Genomic DNA, 19,071 nt, shown 5'->3' with positions numbered 1-19,071 from the left:
CGGGAATTAAGTGCTATAAATATTTGAATCCTTCGGATTCTTTTATTTCATATTTTTTTATCGATTATTTCAGTGCCAAAATAATTAATTATATAGAGCAAGTAGAATTTTAACTTTATTTTAATTTTTAGATGTTTTCTAAATGTATTTTTTAATTAATTTTAGAGGAACTAAAAACGATAAATTATGTCAACATTAAGATTAGGCGATATAGCTCCAGATTTTCAGGCAGAAACGACACAAGGACCAATTAGTTTTCACGAATGGTTAGGAGATTCATGGGGCGTTTTATTTTCGCATCCAGCAGATTTTACTCCGGTTTGTACAACTGAATTGGGAACTGTAGCGAACTATGTTCCAGAATTCAAAAAAAGAAATACTAAGGTTATTGCTTTGAGTGTAGATGGTTTAGACTCGCACAAAGAATGGATTAAAGATATTAACGAGACTCAAAATACAGAAGTAAATTTCCCAATCATTGCAGATGAGGATAAAAAAGTAGCTAATTTATACGATATGCTTCATCCAAATGCAAGTGATAAATTTACTGTGCGTTCTGTTTTTGTGATCGGACCAGATAAAAAAATTAAATTAACGCTAACTTATCCTGCTTCTACAGGAAGAAATTTTGACGAATTGCTTCGTGTAATTGACAGTTTACAATTGACTGCAAACTATAGCGTTGCAACTCCAGCAAACTGGAAAGATGGAGAAGATGTGGTTATCGCTCCTGCAATTCCAGACAGCGATATTCCAGCAAAATTCCCAAAAGGACACACGCCGATTAAACCTTATTTGCGTTTAACACCGCAGCCGAATAAGTGATTTTGAGCTGCTAAGATGCTAAGCTTCTAAGGCTTTTAGCTTCTTAGTTTTTAAATATAAAGCGCTGAGATTATAAATTAATCTCAGCGCTTTTTTAATTTCTGTGCACGGGCTTCGACTTCGTTCAGCCTGACAAAGCTTCGTGACTTAGAGTCTTAGTGGCAAAAAAAACTTAGCACCTTAGAAGCTTAGCATCTCAGCACCTCAGAACCTTATTTCGCCGCCAACAAAGCGGCCATTTTTCTCTTATCTCCAACAACCCACAAAATATCATTTTTTTCTAATATTAAACTAGATTCTGGATTTAGAATACGATTTCCGTTTCGTTCAATTCCTACAACCATTCCGTCTGTTTTAGCTCTAAATTGGCCGATACTTTTTTTAATGAATTCGTCTTGAGAAACTTCAAGCTGACGTAAAACAATGTCAGTTTCTTCCACTTTACCAGGTGGTTCTGTTTCATTTTGAGTTAAGAATTTTGTGAATTCTGTAATCTGAGCATCAGTTCCAATTACGCAGATTTCGTCACCAGGAAATAAACGTTCGTTTTTGGTCGGAATCGGAATGGTCACATCTCCTCTTTTAATATAAGCGATATTAATTCCTAACTGCTCACGAATTTTTAGCTCTTGTAAAGTTTGCCCAACGAGATTAGATTCTTTTTTAATTTCGAAGAAAGACATGTGACCGTCCCAAGGCATTAAATTAGCATATCTTCTGTCGATCTTTTTGTTTTCACGATCGTTCAGGTTTTTCAAAAAGTGATTTTCAATTTTATGGTACTGCTCATTTAGTTTTTTAGGGAATATTTGATACGCTCCAATTGCAATAATAAGTGCTACAAAAGCAACCAAAGGAGAGAAGAAAATATTCAATAAAAAACCAACGAAGAATAAACCAAGACTCATTCGTATTAAAATAAGCATTAAAAGTGCGCCACGGTATTTTCGTTCTTCCCAAAGAGCTTCTACTTCATCAACTTTTACACGACGAAGCGAAAGTGCCCATAAAAAAGGTGCAATTACAACTAGAGTCAGCAAAGCAGCCAAAGTATTTCCGAATCTGGTATCGGCAACCAATGGTGCTACAAATTTGGATGACAATAATATAATAGCTGTAATAATGATAGTATGAAGAATAATTTGTGTAATCGAAGAGCGAAGCACAATCTGCCAAGTGCTGACCGATTTAATCGCTTGAGCATTTACACTATAGCGATTGATATTTTTAACCCATCTTTTAGGCATTTTTGATTCTAAAAAGAAAGCAAATCGCTCTGAATATTTAATTAAGAATGGTGTAGTAAATGTGGTAATTGCTGATACAGCAACGATAATCGGGTATAAGAAATCACTAGTTACTTTTAAAGTCATTCCGAGAGTTGCAATAATAAACGAAAACTCCCCAATTTGTGCCAGACTCATTCCGGTTTGAACAGATTGTTTTAACGGCTGACCAGAAATCAATGCTCCAATAGAAGAACTGAAAGCTTTTCCGAAAATGGTCAATAATGTAATGATGGCAACTGGAAGTGCATAATTAACCAACGTTACAGGATTAATTAACATTCCGACAGATACAAAGAAAACGGCACCAAAAAAGTCTTTTACAGGCTGAATTAAATGTTCGATTTTTTCTGCCATTGTAGTTTCAGCAATAATAGACCCCATTATGAAGGCTCCTAAAGCGGGAGAAAACCCAACATTTGATGCAAAAATAACCATCATTAAGCACAATGCCAACGAAATAATAAGCAGCATTTCGTCTGTCATAAGGTGTTTTGCTTTCTTGAAAATGGTTGGAATAATAAATATTCCTCCTAAGAACCAGATAATTAAAAAGAAAATTAATTTTAAAACAGATTGTAATAATTGAGTTCCTGAAACCTGATCGCTTACCGCAATGGTCGATAATAAAACCAGCATTAGAATAGCGACAATATCTTCTACAATTAAAGCTCCAAAAACAATTCCGACGAACTTTTTTCCTTTCACACCCAATTCATCAAAAGCTCTAATAATAATGGTTGTAGAGGAAATAGAGAGTGTTGCTCCCAAGAAAATACTATCCATTTTTCCCCAGCCCATCCACTGTCCGACACCATAACCAATTACGGTCATGAATAAAATCTGTGTTATGGCGGTAACAGACGAAGTCCCTCCAACCTTCATTAGTTTCTTGAAGCTGAATTCGAGTCCTAAACTGAAAAGTAAAAATATAACCCCAATTTCTGCCCAGACTTCAACACTTTTCATATCGGTGATAGAAGGGAAAAAATCAAAATGGTTTCCGGCTAAAAATCCTGCAATCAGGTAACCTAAAACCAAGGGCTGTTTTAATCTTCTAAATAATAGAACAGCAATTCCGGCAGTCATTAGGATTAATCCTAAATCACTAATTAAAGGTTGTAAATGGTGTGTAGTTTCAGCAGCATTTAATGCAATCATAGGTGGTATTTTATAAGTAGTATTTTTTAATTATTAAAATAGAATTTCTTCAAGAACTTTTTTAATGGGTTGAAGCTGTTCTAATGTTGCGGCTTTTGATTCAGTAATACACATTCCAACTACATTTGTTTTTTGTTTGATTTCTTTGATCAAATGATAAACATCGTCAATTTTAAAACCATTACTTGTTGGAAACATAGTATATTTAAATTCCGATTCATCCAAAACATCTAAATCAAGATGAATATAAATAGTATTATAAGTCTTGATTATATGTTCTAAAGCAGCGTAATCGCATTTAGAAACAGATTGTATTTTATTTAATTTTATGTATTCAATTTCAGGTTCATCTAAATCTCTTAAACCTACAAAACATATTTGCTGAGGTTTAATGTTTGAGAAAAGAATCTTTTTTATTTCTTCATTGCCTTCTCCAAGAAGCGTTCTTAAAGGCATTCCGTGAAATGTCTTGCTTGGCGAGCTTTCTGGAGTATTTAAATCTGCATGCGCATCAATCCAAATTATGCCTAAATTATTTTTGTAAATTTCATTCAAATAAGAGATTGGAATGATTTCAATTCCACAATCTCCTCCAACAGTCTGGATTTTTTGTGCTTTACTTTCTATAATGGCTGTTTTGAAAAATTCAGCCTGCTTTAAAATAGAATTATATGCAATAATATTGTGTTGAGACTCTAGATCTTTTTCATAAAGAGGAATCTCCTTAAAGCTATGATCTTTGAAAAATAACTTTAAAGTTTCTGCGCCAATTTTTAATTCATTAGTTATTCCTGAACCTTGCCATTGTGGATTTATAAAAAGCATAGCATAGTGTTTTAATAAAAAATAGGTATAAAAAAAGCTATCTCGATAAAGATAGCTTTTTTTTGGTAGAATATTTGGTATTTTTCTTAAATTCCTGTGTAATTACTAGGAGTTATAGCTAATAATTCTGCTCTAACCGAATCTGAAACTTCTAAAGTTGCAATGAAATTATGAATAGCATTTTTGTCGATAGCTTCGTTGGTTCTCGTTAAGCCTTTTAAAGCTTCGTAAGGGTTCGGATATGCTTCACGACGTAAAATAGTCTGAATCGCTTCTGCCACAACTGCCCAGTTTCTCTCTAAGTCTTCAGCAAATTTACTTTCGTTTAAAAGCAATTTGTTCAAACCTTTTAGAGTTGCTTCAAAAGCAATGATTGTATGCCCGAACGGAACTCCAACGTTACGTAAAACAGTGCTGTCTGTTAAGTCACGCTGTAATCTTGAAATTGGCAATTTTGCTGATAAATGCTCAAAAATAGCATTTGCAATTCCTAAGTTTCCTTCAGAATTTTCAAAATCAATTGGGTTAACTTTATGTGGCATTGCAGATGAACCAATTTCTCCTGCTTTGATTTTTTGTTTGAAATAATCCATTGAAACATACGTCCAAATATCACGATCTAAATCGATAATAATGGTGTTGATTCTTTTTAAAGCATCAAAAAATGCTGCAAAATGATCGTAATGTTCAATTTGAGTTGTTGGAAAAGAATGCTTTAAACCAAGATCGGTCTCAACAAATTTATTTCCGAATTGTTTCCAGTCAATTTGCGGGTAGGCTACGTGGTGTGCATTAAAGTTTCCTGTTGCGCCTCCAAATTTAGCCGCAAACGGAATATTGAACAACAAACGCATCTGTTCTTCTAAACGTTCAACAAAAACCAGAATCTCTTTTCCTAAACGAGTAGGAGAGGCCGGCTGTCCATGCGTACGTGCCAACATCGGAATGTCTTTCCATTCAACACTTAATTCTTTTAATTTTGCAATTACAGCAATTAATGTTGGCATATAAACTTGCTCAAACGCTTCTTTTGTAGAAAGCGGAATAGCAGTATTATTAATATCTTGAGATGTTAATCCGAAGTGAATGAACTCTTTGTATTGAGATAAACCTAATTTTTCAAAAGCATCTTTAATAAAATACTCAACCGCTTTTACGTCGTGGTTGGTTACTTTCTCTGTTTCTTTAATCCAAAGCGCATCTTCTGTAGAGAAGTTTTTGTAGATATTTCTCAAGCTTTCAAATAAGCTTGAGTCAATGCCTTGCAATTGAGGCAATGGAATTTGGCATAAAGCAATGAAGTATTCCACTTCAACTAAAACGCGATATTTTATTAAAGCTTCTTCAGAGAAAAAAGGTGCTAAATTTTGAGTTTTATTTCTATATCTTCCATCAATTGGCGATATAGCATTCAGTTCGTTTAGAGTAGTCATTGTTATGTTGTTTTTTCGAAAGGTGCAAATATAAACAGAATTTAGCGATTACAGGTAATTAAAAAGCGCATTTGTGCATTCAAATTGAATTTAATCGGTCTCTTAAATCGGCAACTCCTTCAGAAGCAAATTTTGCAATTGTTTCTACTTTATTTCTAATATTAGGAATAGCGATCGGTTTTGGATCAATGTAAAAAACAGGAGTTGTGCTTGGAGTATAAGAAATTAATCCGGCTGCAGGATAAACTTGGAGCGAAGTCCCGATTACAGCAAAATAATCTGCTGTTTCAGTTATGTCAATAGCTTCTTCGAGCGCAGGAACTTCTTCACCAAACCAAACAATATGCGGACGCAATTGATGGCCATTGGCGTCTAAATCTCCTGTAATCAAATCTTCTGTCCAATCTAAAATTAAGTTTTTATTTTGCGTGCTTCTTACTTTTAGCAATTCGCCATGCAAATGTAACACTTTTGTACTTCCAGCGCGTTCGTGCAAATCATCAACGTTTTGAGTGATGATGTGTACGTCGAAATCTTTTTCCAATTCGGCCAAAATGATATGACCCAAATTCGGATTTACTTCTTTTAATTGCTGGCGTCTTTTGTTGTAAAAATCCAGTACCAATTCCTGATTTTTATGCCAGCCTTCTGGAGTTGCAACTTCCATAACATCATGTCCTTCCCATAAACCATCACTGTCGCGAAAAGTTTTAATTCCGCTTTCAGCGCTAATTCCTGCTCCAGTTAAAACAACAAGTTTCTTTTTCATTCTTAGTTTTATTAAAAGATAAAAATAGTGATTTCTTGATTCAAATAACTTGCAAATAGTAAGGATTAACTATGTTTTTTAAAGAAAATAAATGGGTATTTATACTCTTTGCCTCTCTTTTTAAATTAGTTAGTTTTAATGCTGCGTTTTATAAAAGCGATTCCAAATGATTTTAATTCAATTTACAGGTTTATCTGGTTCTGGAAAAACGACTTTGGCAGAAAATGTCAGGCATCTTTTGCTTCAAAATAATTATGAAGCCGAAGTAGTCGATGGCGATGTTTACCGTCAGACAATCTGTAAAGATTTGGGATTTTCTAAAGAAGACCGCTGTGAAAATGTAAGACGTCTTTTTAATGTTGGCCGAGATTTGATTGGAGAAAAGAAAATTGTTTTGATGTCGGTCATCAATCCGTACGAAAATCTGAGAAATGAGTTGAGGTCTTATGAATTTGTAAAAACAGTATTTCTGGATTGTGCCATTCAAAATTTGATTGAAAGAGACCCAAAAGGATTGTACAAAAGAGCTTTATTGCCAGATGATGATCAGAATAAAATTGGAAAATTTACAGGAATAAGCGACGTTTTTGAAATTCCAGAAAAAGCAGATTTGATATTACAAACAGATTCAGAAACAGTTTCTGTTTCGGCCCATAAACTGTACAACTTTATAATTAGCAATTTAAATTCTTAAGGCTTATGAATCCTTCTTCCTGCCAGCTTCCAATTTCTTTTTCGATAGAAAAATTGCAAAATGATTTAGTGACTTGCGAAACCAATTTGTGGACACCGCATTTTAATACCAATCGGTATGAAGGAAAATGGACAAGCGTTTCTTTACGGTCACAATCGGGTTTAGAAAATGATATTTTTTCTTTCCCAGATAAAGAATATAAAAACACGCCTTTGCTTGATAGCTGTCCTTATTTTAAAGAAGTAATGGATTGGTTTGAATGCGAAAAAGAAGCGGTACGATTATTAAGACTCGGACCTGAAAGCGAGATTAAAGAGCATGTTGATAATGATACTTCGTATGAAGATGGATTTTTTAGGATTCATGTTCCTATTATCACCAATTCTGAAGTGTATTTTTATGTAGATCACAAATTAGTTCCGATGAAAATGGGGGAGTGCTGGTATGCCAACTTTCAATTACCTCATAGTGTGCAGAATAAAAGTTTAGAACCTAGAATTCACTTAACTATTGATTGTATAAGAAATGATTGGTCTGACGAATTGTTTTTTAAAATGGGTTTTGATGTAAATTATGTGCACAAAAATGAATATTCTGATGAAGTAAAAAAGCAAGTAATTGCAGAACTTTCTAGAAATCCGTCTGAAATTAATGCTCGTCTTATTGCCGAACTTCAATCACAAATGAACTCATAAAATGGAAAATATAAAAAATCTTATTGCAAATTGGATTCCAATTAAGTTGATTGAAAAGGAAAATGAAGTTTATTTTGAATGGATGTATTTCGCGGATATTCCTTTTGCAGAGCCTTTTTTTGAAGAAACAATTGTAAAATGCATAAGCCATAATTATAATTTGAAGCGTTTTAAATTTACAAGTACGGCAGAAAACCTAATAGATTGGTCTAAAGAACTCGATTGTGTAGAATTAAAAGGATTGGTTTTTCATGTTTCAAGATGCGGATCTACGATGTTGAGTCAGTCTTTGGCCACTTCGTCTGAAAATATTATGGTTTCTGAAGCCCCTATTATCGATCAGATTTTGAGAAGTGATGCTTTCGACAAAAATCTCAAAACAGATTTGCTGAAATCGGTTTTGAGATTATTAGGACAAAAGAGATTTTCAGAACAGAAGCATTTAATTATAAAATTAGATGCTTGGAGTGTTTTTAAAGCTTCTTATTTAAGAGCGGTTTTTCCGAAAGTTCCTTTTGCGTTATTGTTTCGAAATCCGGGAGAAGTTTTAAGATCGCACCAAAAGATGGCTGGGATGCACATGGTTCCTAATTTAATTCCGTCGAGTGTTTTCGGAATTACTTCTGATGAAATAGAGCAAGTAAGTTTTCAACAGTATCAAGCTTTGGTTCTGGAAAAATATTTTCAAGCTTTTCTTGATTATTATGAAACGGATGACAACGTTATAATGCTGAATTATAATGATGGAATGAAAAATGTTATGGAAAGATTTATAACTTTTATAAGTATTAATTTTTCTGAAAGTGAATTGAAAGCGATGTTGGATCGACTCAAAAAACATTCTAAAAATGAAAGCGCCGTTTTTATGGGAGATTCCTATAAAGATGATGTTTTGCCAGTTGATTTAGTTCGGGTCGAGGTACTGCACCAAAAGCTTCGCGCCAATTTTATTAAAGATTTGGCAGGATGAAAATTAGCGAGAAGACTTCTTTCTCTTTAATTTATTATTTTTGCGCCAAATAGAAATAAAAATGATTGATTTAGATTACCTCGCATTCTTAGAAAACATATTGACAGAAAACCGAAAAGAAAGATTTTTAGAAGTACTGACGAATCGTACCAAACATTTTACTGTTGCTGTTGAAGATGTTTTTCAAATGCATAACACAAGCGCAGTAATGAGAAGCTGTGAAGTTTTTGGAATTCAGGAATTGAATGTAATCGAACAGCGTTTTGGAAAACGAATCGATAAAGAAATTGCTTTAGGAGCTCAAAAATGGGTTGACATAAATCGTTTTGATTCGGTTTCTGGATGTCTTTCTGATTTAAGAAATAAAGGATATCAGATTATTGCAACTACTCCGCACGAAAAAGATTGCATGCTGGAAGATTTCGATATTACAAAACCAAGTGCGTTGTTCTTCGGAACAGAAAAAGAAGGTTTGTCACAAGAAATTATGGATAATGCCGATGGTTTCTTGAAAATCCCAATGGTTGGTTTTACAGAAAGTTTGAATATTTCGGTTTCTGCGGCAATTGTTATTCAAAACATAACCAATAGATTGAGAAGATCAGATATTAATTGGCATCTTTCTGAGGAAGAAATTTTAGAAAAGCGATTGCTTTGGGCTAAAAACTCTATAAAAGATATTAAAAGAATCGAAGCTCGTTATTACGAAGATAATCCTAGATAATTTTTTTGCCACGAATTACACGAATTTCCGCGAATTTCTTTTAAAATCTGTCAAATAAAAAATTAGTGCAAATTCGTGTAATTCGTGGCAAAAAAACTCATAAAAAAAATCCCCGACTACTTCAGTAATCGGGGATTTTGTATTTATTGAGAGTTTATTATTTTACTAAAACCCATTCGCCAGAAGCGATTAAGCTCTCTGCTTTTTTAAACTTCATTTCTTCAGTTTTGCCAGTTGCAACTTCTTGAACCGTAACAGTGTCATTTCTGTTGATTTTTGGCATATCTCTAACGATAGTTTCTGTAACCTGACGCTGTTGTGTTTCTCCAGCTTCACGGTTGATGCTTTCGCTGTTTGGAATTTCGTCTTTACTTAACTGTAAGTTTTCTTTTTGACGAACTTCTCTTGCTTCGTGAATTTCTGGTACGTTTTGAGCAGGTAAATCACCTTTAAATAAGAATGAAATTACTTCTTTGTTCACGTTGTCCAACATTCCTCTAAACAAGTTGAAAGCTTCTAATTTGTAGATAAGCAATGGATCTTTTTGTTCGTGAACAGCCAATTGAACAGATTGTTTCAATTCGTCCATTTTGCGTAAATGTTTTTTCCAAGCTTCATCAACAATAGAAAGTGTGATGTTTTTCTCAAAATCAGCAATCAATTGAGCACCTTCGCTTTCGTAAGCTTTTTTCAAGTCAGTAACCACATTCAAAGTTTTGATTCCGTCTGTAAATGGAACTACAATTCTTTCGAAATGGTTATTTGGCTCTTCAAAAACGCCTTTTATAATTGGGAAAGCTTCTCTTGCGCTTCTTTCTGTTTTTTCAGTGTAGAAAGCTAAAGCTTCTTTGTATACTTTTCCAGTAACTTCGATATCTGATAATTTAGCAAAATCAGCCTCAGAAATTGGAGATGTAATTCCGAAATAACGAATTAAATCAAATTCAAATCCTTTGAAATCGTTTGTTACTTTATTGTTGCTTACGATTAACTCGCAAGTATCATAAAGCATATTCGCGATATCCAATTTCAAACGCTCACCAAACAATGCGTGGCGACGACGTTTGTAAACTACTTCACGCTGAGAGTTCATTACGTCATCATATTCTAATAAACGTTTACGAACACCAAAGTTGTTTTCTTCTACTTTTTTCTGAGCACGTTCGATAGATTTAGTCATCATAGAATGTTGAATAACTTCACCTTCTTTAAGTCCCATTCTGTCCATTACTTTCGCAACTCTTTCAGAACCGAATAAACGCATTAAGTTATCTTCAAGAGAAACGTAGAACTGAGAACTTCCTGGATCTCCCTGACGACCAGAACGACCACGTAACTGTCTGTCTACACGACGAGAATCATGACGCTCAGTACCCACGATTGCTAAACCTCCCGCAGCTTTTACTTCTGGAGATAATTTAATATCGGTACCACGACCAGCCATATTTGTTGCAATAGTTACAACTCCAGCTTTACCAGCTTCTTCAACGATTTGCGCCTCTTGCTTGTGCATTTTAGCGTTCAATACGTTGTGCGTGATTCCTCTCATTTTAAGCATACGGCTTAATAATTCTGAAATCTCTACAGAAGTTGTTCCGATCAATACTGGTCTTCCAGCTTGAGATAATTCAGTAACGTCTTCAATAACAGCATTGAATTTCTCACGTGTTGTTTTATAGATGTAATCTTCTTTGTCGATTCTTGCAATTCCGCGGTTTGTCGGAATTTCAACAACATCCAGTTTGTAGATTTGCCATAACTCTCCAGCTTCTGTAACCGCTGTACCAGTCATACCAGCCAATTTATTGTACATTCTGAAGTAATTCTGTAATGTAACAGTAGCAAAAGTCTGAGTAGCAGCTTCAATTTTTACATTTTCTTTAGCTTCGATCGCTTGGTGAAGACCGTCAGAATAACGACGTCCATCCATGATACGACCTGTTTGCTCATCGACAATCATAATTTTGTTGTCCATGATAACATACTCTACATCTTTTTCGAATAAAGCGTATGCTTTTAAAAGCTGAGTAAGAGTATGGATACGCTCGCTTTTTACACCAAAATCTTGGAATAATCTTTCTCTGGCTTCAGCTTCAGCGTCTTTGTCTAATTTTTGTTTTTCGATCGCAGCGATTTCTGTCCCAATATCTGGTAACACGAAGAAATCTGCATCTGTATCTCCAGAAAGGTATTTAATACCATTATCTGTTAATTCAACCTGATTATTTTTTTCTTCAATCACAAAATACAAAGCTTCGTCAACTTTATGCATTTCACGATTGTTGTCTTGCATGTATTGATTTTCAGTTTTTTGAAGCAATTGTTTAATTCCTTCTTCACTTAAAAATTTAATTAATGCCTTATTTTTAGGTAAACTTCTGTAAGCTCTTAATAATAAGAAACCTCCATCTTTAGTATTTCCTTCTTTGATTAATTTTTTAGCTTCAGCTAAGAAACCATTCGCTAACTGACGTTGTTGCGCAACTAAGTTTTCAATTTTTGGTTTCAATTCGTTGAATTCGTGACGATCTCCTTGAGGAACTGGTCCAGAAATGATAAGCGGTGTTCTAGCATCATCAATTAATACCGAGTCAACCTCGTCGACAATCGCAAAATTGTGTTTTCTCTGCACTAAATCGCTAGGAGAGTGTGCCATATTATCTCTTAAGTAGTCAAAACCAAATTCGTTGTTGGTTCCGTAAGTGATATCGGCGTCGTAAGCTTTTTTTCTTTGTTCTGTACTTGGCTGGTGGTTATCGATACAATCTACAGATAAACCATGGAATTCAAATAAAGGCGCTTTCCAAGTACTATCACGTTTTGCTAAGTAGTCATTCACCGTTACTAAGTGAACTCCATTTCCTGTCAAAGCGTTTAAGTAAAGTGGAAGAGTAGCAACCAAAGTTTTACCTTCTCCAGTTTGCATTTCGGCAACTTTACCTTCGTGCAATACCATACCACCGATTAACTGAACATCGTAGTGAATCATGTCCCAAGTGATATCTTTTCCAGCAGCATTCCATTTGTTAGCCCAGATTGCTTTATCGCCTTCAATAGTAATATATGATTTTGCAGCTGAGAATTCGCGGTCTTTTGCAGTTGCAGTAACTTCAATATGAGAGTTTTCTTTAAAACGGCGAGCCGTTTCTTTAACTACAGAAAACGCTTCTGGAAGAATTTCCAATAAAGTTTTTTCAGAGATTTCATAAGCTTCTTTTTCAAGAGCATCTATAGCATCATAAATGTCTTCTCTTTTATCGATGTCTTCGATGTTTTCTACTTCAGCTTTAAGCGAAGCAATTTTAGCATCTTTATCAGCTCTAGCTTCTTTTATTCTGTCTTTAAAAAAAACGGTTCTTCCTCTTAATTCGTCGTTTGACAGACTCATTAAAGGAGCTTCGAATGTTTTAATTTTATTTAAGTAAGGTTGTAAAGCTTTGACATCTTTCTGCGACTTATCGCCGACAAAGACTTTAATAATACTGTTTATGAAACTCATGATTTATTGTATTTCTTTATTATATATATGTATTTGAACCAAAAAAAAAGTCTCTATGATGAGAGACTTTTTCATTTGGTTTATTTTTTAATATTCATCCTCATTCCAAAGATAATCTTCGTCTGTTGGATAATCAGGCCAAATTTCTTCCATTGATTCATATATCTCACCTTCATCTTCGATTGATTGAAGGTTTTCTACTACTTCTAATGGAGCACCAGCTCTAATAGCGTAGTCTATAAGTTCGTCTTTGTTAGCAGGCCATGGCGCATCACTTAAATAAGATGCTAATTCTAATGTCCAATACATCTGTTATCTATTTAGTTTGTGCAAAAATAAATTTTTTACTGAAAAAGACAAGTAAATTTTGATTTATTTTAATAAAAATTAAGAACGTCACTTGTAAAATTCCAAAAATCAAATTCCAAATTCCAAAAACAGCCCGTAAAACTTCGATTTTTGTTGGAATTTGGGGTTTAGAAAAATTGAAATTTGCAGAAATTTATTTTCTGGGAATCCATTTTACTTCCTCCGCTTTTAAGTCTGAGGACAACTTTCGTGCCAAGACAAAAAGGTAGTCAGAAAGTCGGTTTAAGTATGTAATAGCGATTTCTGGAACGTGTTCATTATGGCTTAAATGTACAGCTAAACGCTCTGCTCGTCGGCAAATACAGCGTGCTATATGACAATGTGACACGGTTGGATGACCGCCTGGTAAAACGAAATGTGTCATTGGAGGAAGGCTTTCGTCCATTTTATCTATTTCATTTTCGAGCAATTCAATATCAGAATCAATTATGCCTAGATTTTCTAAGCGAAGTTTTCCATTTTTTAAAACTTCTTTTTCTTGTGGAGTTGCCAAAATGGCACCAACAGTAAAAAGACGGTCTTGAATTTCTATTAAAATGGTTTTATAGTGCGAATCGATTTCCTGATCGCGAATTAATCCGATATAAGAATTTAATTCGTCAACAGTGCCGTAACTGTCAATGCGAATATGATCTTTTGGAACGCGGGTGCCACCAAAAAGTGCTGTGGTTCCTTTGTCGCCTGTTTTGGTATATACTTTCATTTTTTATTCTAGATTGTAGATTTATGATTTTAGATTGAAAAGCTGTTGTCTAAAATTTTTAGATTTAGAAAAATAATCTAAAGTCTAAAATCAGAAATATAAAATTATTTAGTTGTGTCACTTTCTATCAAACCGTCACGTAAACGAATTACACGATGCGCGTAAGCCGCAATATCTTCTTCGTGAGTTACTAGAATTACAGTGTTTCCTTGCGCATGAATATCACCAAAAAGCTTCATTATTTCTACAGAAGTTTTACTGTCTAAGTTTCCAGTTGGTTCATCGGCAAGAATAATAGAAGGTTTGTTGACCAATGCTCGGGCAACAGCAACACGCTGACGCTGTCCTCCAGAAAGCTGATTGGGTTGGTGATCCATTCTATCGGCTAGATTTACTTGTTTTAGAACTTCAGTGGCACGGGCAATTCGTTCCGATTTTCCGTAACCTGCATAAATCATTGGCAATGCAACATTATCTAGAGCAGTAGTTCTTGGCAAAAGATTAAAAGTCTGAAAAACAAAACCGATTTCTTTGTTTCGAATTTCAGCCAATTCATCATCTCTCATCTTGCTGACATCTTTTCCGTTTAAAACATAATGGCCAGAAGTGGGCGTATCTAAACAGCCCAATAAATTCATTAATGTAGATTTTCCAGATCCAGAAGGTCCCATCAAAGCGACATATTCGCCCTTGTTGATTTCTAAATCTATTCCTTTTAAAACATAAACCGTTTCATTGCCCAAAATAAAATTTCGTTTAATGTCGGTTATCTTAATTAATGGTTCAGCCATTTCGTTTTACAATTTTGGATTTAAAAGTACAAAACACTTTTCAATAAAACCATAAGTAGTTCAGAATTGGATTTTGTTACATATAATGGTAGAGTACTTTTTTAAGTTAATAGAATTTCATAAACCCGAACAAATATTGTTATATAATTTTGTTTAATTTTTATTTAATTATCATTATTTTATGGTTTTTATAGTTTTAAAACATTTTTAATTTTAAAAACATGATAATAATGTAATTTATTAACTTGGTTATTGAGTAAATTTGGTTATATAATTAATTAAATAATCAGAATTATGAAAAATATCAAAATAACTATCGTTATCGCATTAATTGCATTAGGTTTTACATCGTGTAAAGATGAAAAACAAGAGAAAGCTCAAAAAACAGTAGACAGCTATGTTGTTTATGTTGACTCTGTTAAAAATGTGGCAACGGCTGATCTGAAAGATAATTGGCAAAGTATTGAAGCAGAGTATGATAGAAGATCTCAAGAAGCTCAAGCAGCTTTGGCAGATATTAAAGACAATGCTGCTGCGACTGAGAAAGTAAATGCAAGTAAAATTAAATACGAGGAATTTAAAAATGAAATTACCGCCCAATTTGCCCCTCCAGCTTCTAGTCCGAAACAATCATTGAGAGATGCTTTGTTTGGTGCAGGAAAAATTGGTGATGATATGAATTTTAGCTGGGTAAATGCTCAGAATATTCATAGCGTTTATCAGCAGTTTGTTCATACAGTAGAAAACAATAAAGATAGTTATTCTAGAGAAGACTGGGATGAAATCAAATTAATGTATGAAGCTCTTGACAGCCGTAAAAATACAGTAGAAAAAGAAGGTTTGTCTGCAGAGGATAACCGTAAAATCGCTGGTTTGAAAGTTAAATTTGCACCAATGTATACTGTAAACAGAATGGGAGCTAAATCTGAAGAAAATAAAGATGCTAAAAAATAAGACTTTTAAAATTTTGAATTAGTAAAAAAAAAGACGATCACTAATGATCGTCTTTTTTTATGTTCTTATAATAAAATGCTGTTTTGGCTGTTCATATCTGAAAAATACAAATCCCCATTGGAAAGTATCAATCGTGACTTTTACTTGTGAATGGTTTTTTATAATTTCCCAAGCTTCTTCCATATCTTCAGACCAGTGAATATCATCAAAAATCCAAATCGAATCATTATCTATAGTTGGCAACAAGAGTTCAAAATATTCTAAAGTCGCTTTTTTAGAATGATTTCCGTCAAAATAAATCAGATTGTAATTTGTAGCTTGAATGTTTTCAGATATTAAAAAAGATTCAAACTCAGAAACTACATTTTCAACATTTTTACAATCAAAATCATTTAACTGATTTTGTGCAATTCCTGCCGTATTTGGACAGCCTTCAATAGTAATGACTTTTGCTTTTGGATTGCCTAATGCTAAAGCAGAAGTTGCCAAACCTAAAGAAGTTCCAATTTCCAGAATATTTTGAGGCTGAAAATAATTCGTTACACGAAATAATAATTCAGCTCGTTTTGGCGAAATTCCAGCTGTTTGTGCAATTTTAGAAATTTGCCTTCTATTTGATTTGAAAACTCTTGAACCAGCTCCAAAATCGGTCACTTCAATGAAGTTTTTGTTTCCTAAAAGCGATTTTCTATATTTTTTTAGAATTGCATATTCTGGTTTTGTCTTCTTATCATAGAAGCATTTTGTCAGTAAATTAAAAACAAAGGGCGAATGAACCGCATGTTCGTTTTTAGAATACCAGAGAAATTTTAGATAAGCTTTGATTTGAAACAGCATTTTCTACTTTCCAGATTACAAAATTAGTTTACTGAAATTAGTTCGATGTCAAAAAGAAGTACAGAACCTGCTGGAATGCCTCTTGGATCGTCATAACTTCCATATCCTAAATGCGATGGTATTAGTAAAACTCCTTTTCCGCCTTCCTTAAAAAATGGAATTCCTTCTTGCCAACCTTTAATTACTTTATTTAAAGGGAAAGTTGCTCCAGCATCTTTACTTTGATCAAATGTTTTTCCAGATGTAAAATATCCTTTGTATTTAACAGTTACAGTAGATAATATACTTGGCTGTTTTCCCGTGCCTTCTTCATTAACTATGTAGTATAATCCCGTACTTGTTCGTTTTGCGGTTAAATTGTTTTTAGCAAGATAATCTGCGATCTCTTTTTCATTCTGCTCCGTGTAGTCCTTTGGTGGTGGTAATATATCATCAGGACTAGAGCTTGAGCATGAAACAAAAAGCGTTAAAGTAAATAAAGCAGCTAATAATTTTTTCATGTGGTATTTGTTTTAATGTGTTGAAATATATAAAAAAATGTTTGTTTCGCAAAGGATGCTCAAAAAGGCATAAAAAAGCTTGACGTATATCCGTGTTTTTTGTGAGTCTTTAGGAAATTAACCCTCAAGTTTAGCAGAAAGCTCAAACCAGCGTTCTTCTTTTGCGTCTATTTTATTGATTATATTTTGAAGTTCATTGGCTTTTTTCTCGATATCTGCATCGGCTACTTTTCCGTCAGAGAATAATTGTTCGATCTTAGTTTTTTCAATTTCTAAATCTTTAATTTCCCTTTCTATTTTTTGATATTCTTTTTGCTCATTGAAACTTAAATTTCCTGTTGGATTATTTTGTTTCCAATCTTTTTTTTCAGCTTTGTTTTCTTCTTTTTGAGCGACATCAGCACTATCTTCATAAGCTCTGAAATCAGAATAGTTTCCTGGGAAATTTTCGATTTCTCCTTCTCCTCTAAAGACAAATAAATAATCGACAATCTTGTCCATAAAATAACGGTCGTGAGAAACTACCAATAAACATCCAGGATAATCTAAAAGGAAACTTTCTAAGACATTCAAAGTCACAATGTCCAAATCGTTTGTTGGCTCATCAAGAATCAAGAAGTTCGGATTCTGAATTAAAACGGTACATAAATACAAACGTTTTAATTCACCACCGCTTAATTTTTCAACATAATCGTATTGTTTTTTCGCATCAAAAAGAAAACGCTCCAATAATTGTGAAGCCGAAATAATTTTTCCTTTTGTCAATGGAATATACTCTCCGTATTCTTTTATAATATCAATAACACGCTGTCCCGGTTTCGGATTAATTCCAGATTGCGTGTAGTAGCCCACTTTTATGGTGTCGCCTTTTACAACGCGCCCGCTGTCAGGCGGAATTGTTCCAGTCAAAAGATTTAAGAAAGTCGATTTTCCAGTCCCGTTTTTACCGATAATTCCAATTCTTTCTCCACGCTGAAAATCAAAACTGAAGTTGTCTAAAATAACACGGTCTTTGAACTTTTTAGAAAGTTTGTGAAGCTCGATAATTTTGCTTCCCATTCTTTCCATATTTATTTCAAGCTCCACCTTATTTTCTTTACGTCGGCTTTGTGCTTTTTCTTTAATAACATAAAAATCGTCCTGACGAGATTTAGATTTGGTCGTTCTCGCTTTTGGCTGGCGGCGCATCCATTCTAATTCTTTTACAAATAAGTTTTTCGCTTTATCTATACTCGCATTTTCAGAAGTGATTCGTTCTTCCTTTTTCTGAAGATAATAAGAATAATTTCCTTTGTATTGATATAGTTTTCCGTTGTCTAATTCGATGATTTCGTTGCAAACGCGCTCCAAAAAGAAACGGTCGTGCGTTACCATAAATAGCGTAATATTTTCCTTAGCAAAATAGCTTTCAAGCCACTCGATCATTTCAAGATCTAAGTGGTTAGTCGGCTCATCTAGAATTAATAAATCTGGACGGTTAATTAGAATTATAGCTAATGAAAGACGTTTTTTCTGTCCTCCAGAAAGATTTTTTACTTTAAGTTTAAAATCTTCCAGCTTTAATTTAAAAAGAATTTGCTTGTACTGCGTTTCAAAATCCCATGCATTATGCTGATCCATAGCATCAAAAGCTTTTTGGTAGGCTTCTTCGTCAGCAGGATTTTCTAAAGCTTTTTCGTAAGCTTCAATAACTTTAAGCGTTTCATTATCTGAAGCAAAAATACTTTCTTCAATAGTCAATTCATCCTGAAGATTATTATCCTGCGAAAGAAATGCCATTCTAATTCCTTTTCGTAAGACAACTTGTCCAGTATCAGGCTCTTCCAAACCATTAATAATGCTCATTATAGTTGTTTTTCCTGAACCATTTTTGGCAATAAAAGCGATTTTTTGGTCTTTATTGATTCCAAAAGAAATGTTGTCAAAAAGGACTCTTTCGCCAAATGACTTCGATATATTTTCTACAGATAAGTAATTCACTTTGTAATTGTAAGTTATAAATTATGGGTTATGAATATTTTCTAAAACATAACTTT

17 protein-coding genes are annotated in these 19,071 nt (G+C 33.8%); 6 read left to right on the top strand and 11 right to left on the bottom strand.

From position 1 onward, the window contains the following. Window positions 1-186: 186 nt before the first annotated feature. Complete coding sequence (locus Q9Q97_RS08625; protein ID WP_290967008.1) at window positions 187-825, top strand: peroxiredoxin; 639 nt, start codon at window positions 187-189, stop codon at window positions 823-825. A 212-nt stretch (window positions 826-1,037) separates the two neighbouring features. Here the strand turns inward: Q9Q97_RS08625 and Q9Q97_RS08620 are convergent, their stop codons facing one another. The 4 genes from Q9Q97_RS08620 to Q9Q97_RS08605 all read right to left on the bottom strand — a co-directional run bounded on the left by Q9Q97_RS08620 (window position 1,038) and on the right by Q9Q97_RS08605 (window position 6,299). Continuing rightward, on the bottom strand, window positions 1,038-3,272 hold the full coding sequence (locus Q9Q97_RS08620) for a cation:proton antiporter (RefSeq protein ID WP_306156193.1): 2,235 nt from the start codon (window positions 3,270-3,272) through the stop codon (window positions 1,038-1,040). 33 nt (window positions 3,273-3,305) lie between these two features. Beyond that, window positions 3,306-4,097 (bottom strand): arginase family protein, encoded by a 792-nt coding sequence (locus tag Q9Q97_RS08615; RefSeq protein ID WP_306156192.1) that lies wholly within the window; start codon window positions 4,095-4,097, stop codon window positions 3,306-3,308. A gap of 86 nt (window positions 4,098-4,183) precedes the next feature. Then, window positions 4,184-5,530: an adenylosuccinate lyase gene (purB, locus tag Q9Q97_RS08610; protein ID WP_306156191.1), complete on the bottom strand. Its 1,347-nt coding sequence runs from the start codon at window positions 5,528-5,530 to the stop codon at window positions 4,184-4,186. Window positions 5,531-5,609: 79 nt separating this feature from the next. After that, window positions 5,610-6,299, bottom strand: coding sequence for an NAD-dependent deacylase (locus Q9Q97_RS08605; protein WP_306156190.1), 690 nt, complete (start codon window positions 6,297-6,299; stop codon window positions 5,610-5,612). A 166-nt stretch (window positions 6,300-6,465) separates the two neighbouring features. Between Q9Q97_RS08605 and cysC the strand changes: the two genes are divergently transcribed. The 4 genes from cysC to Q9Q97_RS08585 all read left to right on the top strand — a co-directional run bounded on the left by cysC (window position 6,466) and on the right by Q9Q97_RS08585 (window position 9,382). Next, a complete protein-coding gene (gene cysC / locus Q9Q97_RS08600) occupies window positions 6,466-6,993 on the top strand; it encodes an adenylyl-sulfate kinase (protein WP_306156189.1) in 528 nt (175 codons plus the stop codon). A 5-nt stretch (window positions 6,994-6,998) separates the two neighbouring features. After that, window positions 6,999-7,688 carry an aspartyl/asparaginyl beta-hydroxylase domain-containing protein gene (locus tag Q9Q97_RS08595; RefSeq protein ID WP_306156188.1) on the top strand — a complete coding sequence of 230 codons (690 nt, stop codon included), beginning with the start codon at window positions 6,999-7,001 and terminating at the stop codon, window positions 7,686-7,688. A gap of 1 nt (window position 7,689) precedes the next feature. Then, window positions 7,690-8,658, top strand: coding sequence for a sulfotransferase family protein (locus Q9Q97_RS08590; RefSeq protein WP_306156187.1), 969 nt, complete (start codon window positions 7,690-7,692; stop codon window positions 8,656-8,658). A gap of 61 nt (window positions 8,659-8,719) precedes the next feature. Continuing rightward, entirely contained in the window at window positions 8,720-9,382 is a 663-nt protein-coding gene (locus Q9Q97_RS08585) for an RNA methyltransferase (protein ID WP_306156186.1), read from the top strand. Between the two features lie 157 nt (window positions 9,383-9,539). On the opposite strand, the gene secA is transcribed toward Q9Q97_RS08585, so the two are convergent. The 4 genes from secA to Q9Q97_RS08565 form a co-directional block, all read right to left on the bottom strand. Further along, complete coding sequence (gene secA / locus Q9Q97_RS08580) at window positions 9,540-12,881, bottom strand: preprotein translocase subunit SecA (RefSeq protein ID WP_306156185.1); 3,342 nt, start codon at window positions 12,879-12,881, stop codon at window positions 9,540-9,542. A gap of 87 nt (window positions 12,882-12,968) precedes the next feature. After that, the gene (locus tag Q9Q97_RS08575) at window positions 12,969-13,190 is read right to left on the bottom strand and encodes a DUF2795 domain-containing protein (RefSeq protein ID WP_007138072.1); all 222 of its coding nucleotides are present in this window, start codon (window positions 13,188-13,190) and stop codon (window positions 12,969-12,971) included. Between the two features lie 193 nt (window positions 13,191-13,383). Beyond that, a complete protein-coding gene (locus Q9Q97_RS08570) occupies window positions 13,384-13,953 on the bottom strand; it encodes a cob(I)yrinic acid a,c-diamide adenosyltransferase (RefSeq protein ID WP_306156180.1) in 570 nt (189 codons plus the stop codon). 104 nt (window positions 13,954-14,057) lie between these two features. Continuing rightward, window positions 14,058-14,744 (bottom strand): ABC transporter ATP-binding protein, encoded by a 687-nt coding sequence (locus Q9Q97_RS08565; RefSeq protein WP_306156179.1) that lies wholly within the window; start codon window positions 14,742-14,744, stop codon window positions 14,058-14,060. Between the two features lie 294 nt (window positions 14,745-15,038). On the opposite strand from Q9Q97_RS08565, the gene Q9Q97_RS08560 reads away from it, so the two are divergent. Continuing rightward, window positions 15,039-15,698, top strand: a complete 660-nt coding sequence (locus Q9Q97_RS08560) for a DUF6565 domain-containing protein (protein WP_306156177.1) — start codon at window positions 15,039-15,041, stop codon at window positions 15,696-15,698. Between the two features lie 57 nt (window positions 15,699-15,755). Here Q9Q97_RS08560 and Q9Q97_RS08555 read toward each other — a convergent pair whose 3' ends face one another. The 3 genes from Q9Q97_RS08555 to Q9Q97_RS08545 all read right to left on the bottom strand — a co-directional run bounded on the left by Q9Q97_RS08555 (window position 15,756) and on the right by Q9Q97_RS08545 (window position 19,015). Further along, entirely contained in the window at window positions 15,756-16,535 is a 780-nt protein-coding gene (locus Q9Q97_RS08555) for an O-methyltransferase (RefSeq protein WP_306156176.1), read from the bottom strand. Between the two features lie 23 nt (window positions 16,536-16,558). Continuing rightward, on the bottom strand, window positions 16,559-17,035 hold the full coding sequence (locus Q9Q97_RS08550; protein WP_306156175.1) for an FKBP-type peptidyl-prolyl cis-trans isomerase: 477 nt from the start codon (window positions 17,033-17,035) through the stop codon (window positions 16,559-16,561). A 117-nt stretch (window positions 17,036-17,152) separates the two neighbouring features. Next, window positions 17,153-19,015 carry an ABC-F family ATP-binding cassette domain-containing protein gene (locus Q9Q97_RS08545; RefSeq protein ID WP_125723215.1) on the bottom strand — a complete coding sequence of 621 codons (1,863 nt, stop codon included), beginning with the start codon at window positions 19,013-19,015 and terminating at the stop codon, window positions 17,153-17,155. Window positions 19,016-19,071: the final 56 nt, after the last annotated feature.

It is taken from the genome of Flavobacterium sp. DG2-3, assembly GCF_030730925.1.
Classification (GTDB): domain Bacteria; phylum Bacteroidota; class Bacteroidia; order Flavobacteriales; family Flavobacteriaceae; genus Flavobacterium.
The sequence above is the reverse complement of the archived record's forward strand: the minus strand, read 5'-3'. Positions and strand labels throughout refer to the sequence as shown.